This is a genomic window from Streptomyces sp. MB09-01, assembly GCF_033794505.1.
In the GTDB taxonomy this organism is placed as follows: domain Bacteria; phylum Actinomycetota; class Actinomycetes; order Streptomycetales; family Streptomycetaceae; genus Streptomyces.
Genome location: NZ_JARAYQ010000375.1, coordinates 1 through 6,074, shown reverse-complemented (window position 1 = coordinate 6,074; position 6,074 = coordinate 1). Strand labels below are relative to the sequence as shown.

Annotated in this window: 5 protein-coding genes; 3 read left to right on the top strand and 2 right to left on the bottom strand. The window is 72.3% G+C overall.

What is annotated here, in order from left to right:
* Positions 1 to 497: 497 nt before the first annotated feature.
* Positions 498 to 914, top strand: coding sequence for an endonuclease domain-containing protein (locus tag PV721_RS44210; RefSeq protein ID WP_416371282.1), 417 nt, complete (start codon positions 498 to 500; stop codon positions 912 to 914).
* A 711-nt stretch (positions 915 to 1,625) separates the two neighbouring features.
* Here PV721_RS44210 and PV721_RS40190 read toward each other — a convergent pair.
* Positions 1,626 to 3,086, bottom strand: a complete 1,461-nt coding sequence (locus PV721_RS40190; protein WP_319733342.1) for a hypothetical protein — start codon at positions 3,084 to 3,086, stop codon at positions 1,626 to 1,628.
* 832 nt (positions 3,087 to 3,918) lie between these two features.
* On the opposite strand from PV721_RS40190, the gene PV721_RS40185 reads away from it, so the two are divergent.
* Complete coding sequence (locus PV721_RS40185; protein ID WP_319733341.1) at positions 3,919 to 4,263, top strand: hypothetical protein; 345 nt, start codon at positions 3,919 to 3,921, stop codon at positions 4,261 to 4,263.
* Positions 4,264 to 4,278: 15 nt separating this feature from the next.
* On the opposite strand, the gene PV721_RS40180 is transcribed toward PV721_RS40185, so the two are convergent.
* Positions 4,279 to 4,971: a hypothetical protein gene (locus tag PV721_RS40180; protein ID WP_319733339.1), complete on the bottom strand. Its 693-nt coding sequence runs from the start codon at positions 4,969 to 4,971 to the stop codon at positions 4,279 to 4,281.
* A 326-nt stretch (positions 4,972 to 5,297) separates the two neighbouring features.
* Between PV721_RS40180 and PV721_RS40175 the strand changes: the two genes are divergently transcribed.
* Positions 5,298 to 5,810 carry an RICIN domain-containing protein gene (locus PV721_RS40175; RefSeq protein WP_319733337.1) on the top strand — a complete coding sequence of 171 codons (513 nt, stop codon included), beginning with the start codon at positions 5,298 to 5,300 and terminating at the stop codon, positions 5,808 to 5,810.
* Positions 5,811 to 6,074: the final 264 nt, after the last annotated feature.

The window sequence follows — 6,074 nt, the reverse complement described above, 5'->3', positions numbered from 1 at the left end:
CGGACGCGGACCCGGCGTCGGGGGGGGGGGCGAGGGCGGGGGGCATGCGGGGGGCGGCGAGGGCGGGGCCGGTGACGGGTCGGCCAGGTTGGGTGATGTGGTTGCCGGGCGGGCGGCGAGATATCGCGTTCGGGCGTCGGGGGGCGTGGGTCAGGTTGGGTTCGGAGTGGCAGGCGGAGCGGGGGCGGGCGGGTGCGGCGGCCGCGGTGATGGCGGCACGCACCGCACAAGAGAGCCGGCACAAAGCGCCGGAAGGCGGCCACCGCCACCCCTTCGGGTGTCGGACCTCGACACTGACCTCCGCTCATGGACTGGAACTTCGACTGCCCGGACTTCTGCTGCGCCATGTGCCAGGACGACGACGACCCTGACCCCAGGCTCCGGCGGGCCGACAAGCAGCTGTGTGTCCGCTGTAACCGCGCGAAGCAGCAGGCGCGCACGTACTCACTCACCGTTGCGGAGGTGAACGGGATCCTTCGAGTTCATGCGTCGGCAGCATTGACGAGGCCGGCCGGTCCTTCTGGAACATCGATCACGATCACGCCTGCTGTGGGCCGGGCGGCTCCTGCGGTCCATGCGTCCGCGGGGTGCTGTGCCGGATGTGCAACACGATCCGCCTACCGGCCTGCGAGCGGCTGCCCGAAATACTCCGCGACAGCCCTCGCTTCAACGCCTACCTGAACAGCCCGCCTGCTCGACACCCCGACGCCCCAGCCCGCCGGTCGGGACTCCGGCGGCCCCCGCGGAGCTTTCAGCGCCATTCTCGACGCCTACTTCAACTGCTGACTGCCCCGCCCGCCGGAACGCGGAATCACACGACAAGCAGCGCCCGGACGGATGACCCCGACAGGAGTCCTCGCGTAGACCCCACCGCCTCGGGCAGCAGCGCAGGTACTGCTGCATCGCAGCGGTAAGGGCTTTCAGGGGGGCCCCGGTCGGGCCGGCTACTTCCCGGAGCAGGACAGCCGGCTGCGATGCTGCCTTTGCCTGCGCCCGGTACTCCAGCGCCCGTGCCGGGCGGCGGCCTCCACCAGCGCGATCAGCAGTGCCAGCACCACCCGCCACGGCCCGCGCGTGGCGCATGCTCCAACGCCCGGGTGGAAGCACGCCAACCGGCACGAGTGCGGCCCCAGCGAGCCGGCGGCGGGGGCGCGGGCGGCCTCTCGAAGGCACCCGCCGCCGCCCGGCCGACGCGGGTACGAACCAGGGCCGGGGACTGGGCTGCGCGCCCGGCGAGGAGGTCGCCGGGCGCGGCCACATCGCCTGCGCCATCGGCCTGTCCGACGTGGCCCAACAGGGCGGACGCCTCCCGGATGCGTGTCTCGGCCAGCGCCCAGTCAGCCGGGATTGCGGCTGGGGTGAAGCGCTCGCGGACCCGCGGCAGGTGCAGGGCGCCCGAGCGGCACGCACCCGGCCGGCACCACGGCCCCGGGCAGCAGGCTCAGGGCCAGGCCCGCACTTTCGTGCCCGGACCGGTCGGCCCACCATCCGCACGCGGTCGGCGCCGTCCCCGCCAGCACGCCGGCGCCGGTACGACGCTGCGCTGCCTGCCCGTCATCACCATCTGGCGCCCCACGTCTTGGCGGAGACCGAGGCCTCGGGCAGACCCTGCTACCCAGGACGGGTCAGCCCCGGGCCTCGGAGACCTGCACGGCCCCACGTCCCGAACGGCCGCCGGGCCCGGGGCCGGGCCTTGGCTCGGTCGCCGGGGCATCGGGCCGTGCGGCGGGACCGAGGTAGGCGCGGTAGCGCTTCATCCCCGGCAGTTCCGGCAGCTCGTACGGGCGCCAGGTGCGGGCCCACTCGGGTGCCGGTGCGCTGTCCGCGACCAGCACGGCGGTCGGCCGGGTACGGGCCAGGGCGGCCAGGGCGGCGGCGCTGATGCTGCCGTCGTGGTCGCCGTAGAGCTGGCGGGAGGCGCACCCTGTACGGAAACCGACGCGGACGGCCTGCTCGCCGCTGACCACGCACGGCGTGCGCATGCCCTGGCGGCGCAGCGCCTCTGCCACGGCGCCGAAGGCCGTATGGGTCGTACGGCTGCGGGCGGCCAGCTGGGCGGTGACCATCAGCTGGAGCGTAAGGTGCGCGGCCAGCGCGAGGCAGAAGGCGCCGAGAAGGACGGGCTTGGAGCGGGCGGCGGCGAACAGCCGGGCGAGGGCCACGGCCACTGGGAGCGAGAGCAGCGCGTACGCGGGGAGCAGGAACCGCGGGGCGGCGTACCCCACGAACAGCAGGTAGGGCGCCGCCATCGAGAGCCCGGTCACGGCGGCCACGGCCGTCGCGCGGCCGGGTGTACGGCCGCTCCGGTAGGCGAGGGCCACGCCTGCCGTGGCGAGCAGGGGCAGGGACAGCCACCACAGGGAGGTGACCGGCTGGGTCCACGGGATGTCGCAGGGGCGGCACAGTGTGCGGCCGCCGAGGGCGCGCAGGTGGTTGCCGAACGAGGGGCTCCAGCCGAACCCGCCCTGGATCTCGCCGGCGCGGTGGAGGCGGGCCAGGAGGCCGCCGTAGTTGAGCTGGGCCTCCACGACCCAGGGCGCGGCGCCGAGTACGGCCCCCGCCGCGAGCGCCACCAGGCGGGCGGGCTTGTGCAAGCCGGGCAGCAGAGCTGTCGCGCACGCTGTGGGGAGGACGAGCCACACGGCGTCCGAGGGTCGCATGAGGGCGGCGAGGGCGACTGCGAGGGCGATCCCGGCGAGCGCGGGGCGGTCGCCCGGATCGCAGGCGGCTCTCAGGGCACAGCCCGTGGCCGCCAGGGCCGCGATGGCCACCCAGAGGTTGGGCATGGCCTGGGGGCCGTAGAACAGGCTCACCCACAGGCCGGCGAAGAGCGCTCCGGCCAGAGTGAGGACGCGCAGGGGCAGCAGCCTGCGCCAGGCCCACAGTGCCGCCAGGAGGCCGGCTGCCGAGAGCATGGCGAGGAAGACCCGCAGGGCGGGCACGGAGGGGGTGAGCGCCACGAGGGGGGCCACGAGGTAGCTGATTCCGCGGGCGCGCGGAGCGCTGAAGAACGCGGCGGGGGTGTCCTGCGAGACCTGGCTGACGTAGACGGTCTCGTCCCACCCGAGCCCGGTGCCGGGCGCCATGAACGCAGTCTGGGTGAGCGCGTAGGCGGCGGCGACGCTTCCCAGCGCGGCAAGGTCCTTTCGGCGCGGTCTGTGTGGGAGGGGCTCGGCGTGGTCGTCCGGTGGGCTGAGCGCCGTGACGGAACGTTGGGCGGCCATAGGCCGGACCTCCGGAGGAGCGGTGGCAGAAGCACCGCCACGCTGGCGCGTGCGGTGCCCGTTCGCCAGTCGGCTCGGGCACCCGGCTCAACCGGGGTCCATCCGCGCGGGACCGGCCCTACTGCGGGCGCTGCCCGCATCCAGATCCGCCTTCCGGCGGGAGCGGCGAGGGTTCGCCGAGGCGGGGCTGTGCAGTGCCGCTCCCGTGTGCCGCGCGGGAGCACGGGAGGCGTTCCTCGGTCGTCGTCGGGCGGTGGGGGTGCCCGCTGCCCTCATGCCGCCTGCGGGGTCCGCGAACGGATCCGCTCCGTGTGTGCCTTCAACCGGTGATCCGGCCGAAGGCCTCGGCCCGGCGTTCCACGAGCCGCGGGCTGGTTCCGGGAGGCGGTCAGGAAGGCCGCGCACTGCTGGCGGCCGGCCGACAGGGTTCGGCGGTTGACGATGCGGTCTGCCTCCAGGTCCCGCTGGGAGGCAGAAGGCCCCACGGCGCCGAGCAGCGCCTCCCGGGCCGGGCCGCGCGGCCCGGCCATGGGCCGCCGTACCGGGCTACGTCGATCCGGACGGCATCGAGGCGGCCCATCGCGGCCGCGGTGTCCGGCCAGGCCGGGGAGGCGAGGATCGCGTCGCGGACCAGGCCCCTCGGGCAGTGTCGTCCTCAGGAGGTCGGCCCACCGGTCGGTGCCCCTCGGCCTTGATGCGCCGTGTTCGCGGTGACGGCCTGACGGACGGCCGCGGCCATCCGGCCCGCTGGCAGCACCTGAAAGTGCCCGCCCCGGTCTCCGAGACCATCGCCCGCCAGGCACGCCACTTCACGAGCCTGGCCTTCGACGCGCTGGGCCTTCCTTCGGGACATGGCCGAGCCGACTTCCGCCTCGACCCCAAGGGGGACCTCCACCTCCTGGAGGTCAACGGCCTGCCAGGCCTTCCCCGCGACGGCGCCACCCACCAGGCGACCGTCCTGGCGGGCGTCGACCCGAAGGACGGCATGGCCGCCGCCGTCATCACCTCCGCCCTCAACCGCTCCACACCGCTCGCCTGACCGCCTGCTGCCCGGTCAGGCGACGGCGGCCGCGTAGTGATCGGCGTATGCCTGAAGGCGAGGAGCGAGTTGCCCTTCCGTGCCGGCGGAGTTGAGCTGCATCCACAGCTCGTTTTCCACGACGAAGCGGTACGCGAACTCCTCGAAGGAACCGGCGCACCGTATCAGCGAGCCGGCGGCGGCCTCCCGGAACTCATCCGCCCGCTCCCCGGCCGACCAGGCCTCGGCGGACTCCAGCTCCAGGTGCGAGCACACCACGAACGCCTCCCCCGAGGGTCGCAGGTACAGGTACCAGATGACGCAGTCCTGCTGGTCCCGCATGAACCGCACGAGACGGGCGCCCTCCTCGGCCGGGCTGCGCAGCGCCGCGGACAGATCGGTCCAACAGGCCGTCACCGACACCTCGTCGAAGGCGTGGCAGAGTCGCTCGCTGCCGTAGAACGCGGCGAAGTCCGAAGGCAGCGCGAGCCCGACCGCCGCCAGCTCCCGTTCGAGGGCCGCCAGGTGTGCCACGTGCTCCGACGGCCCGGTGCTCCCACCGCCCAGCCACCCGAACCCGCCGTCGAGCCCCACGGCGTCCAGCGGCGGCAGGCTGTCCAGGGGGTAGACCTCGTAGGTGGAGTCGCAGGGCCGGAACCGGCCCAGGTCGGTGGCGCACCAGCCGGTGGGGAAGCGGACGGACGCGGTGTCGGATACGGCAACGGACATGGGAACCCCTCGTGATGAGCCCGGATCAGCGGTACGCATCCATCCTGCCGCCCACCACTGACAACGGCCGGCGCCGGCAGCTTCGTCACCGGGGGCCGCGCGCAGACGAGCACGAGTCGTCAGAGTCACCTCGACAACCGGGGGCTTTGCGCCCCCATCACAGACTGCAAAATCCCCTGTGACGTGCACGGTCCCCTGGATGACGTCTATTACCCCTGCTCAAGGATCCCCCCTGGTCATAATATGATGATCATTCTCGCTCAAGGGGCGACGTGCCGGACCAGTCATGTTTACGTAAGCGAAGACATTGCATGTGGGGGGAAACCTTGAAGATCAGTACCAAGCTTGCCGCCGTGGCCGCCTCGGGCGGGGCCATTGTCCTGATGACCCCGTCCGTGAGTCACGCGGACACCTGGATGCTGGTGGTGAACAACTACAGCGGCCGCTGCCTGGAGATCGCGGACGGCAGCAGCGCCAATGGTGCGCCGGCCCAGCAGTGGAGCTGCAACGGCCAGAGCGCGGCGAAGTGGCGCGTCTCGTGGATCGACAGCGAGCGTAACTACTTCAAGCTTGTCAACAAGGCCAGCGGCAAGTGTCTGGAGATCGAGAACTCCAGCCGGGCCGACTACGCGTATGCCCAGCAGTGGACCTGCAAGGCCAACGTCAAGGGACAGATATGGGGTTGGGGGACGAACGGCCGGCTTGTGAATGCCGGCAGCGCCAGGGATCTGACGGTCAAGAGCAACAGCAAGGCGAACGGCGCCCGCGTCTGGCAGGACGGGACGTGGGGCAGCGTCGGCTATGCCTCCCGCTGGAACCGCCTCCCTGGCGGTAACTGACCAGTCCTGACCACTTATGCCAGGGGGACGGCTCCGTTGGAGCCGTCCCCCTTCCCGGGCCTGGCGCGGCCGCCACGCGATGTGGGCCCGGCCCGCCGGAGCCCGCTCTATGTTCCACCCACTTGTGTGACACCGAGCAGGGCAGCCCCGGACAGCGGGCCGCGTCGTACACACCTGAGGCTCCCCACCATCCAAAGTGTGTAGAGACCGGTTTGCGCGTGTCCTATAAAAAAAAAAAAAAACAATCACACAAAGGATTGCAGA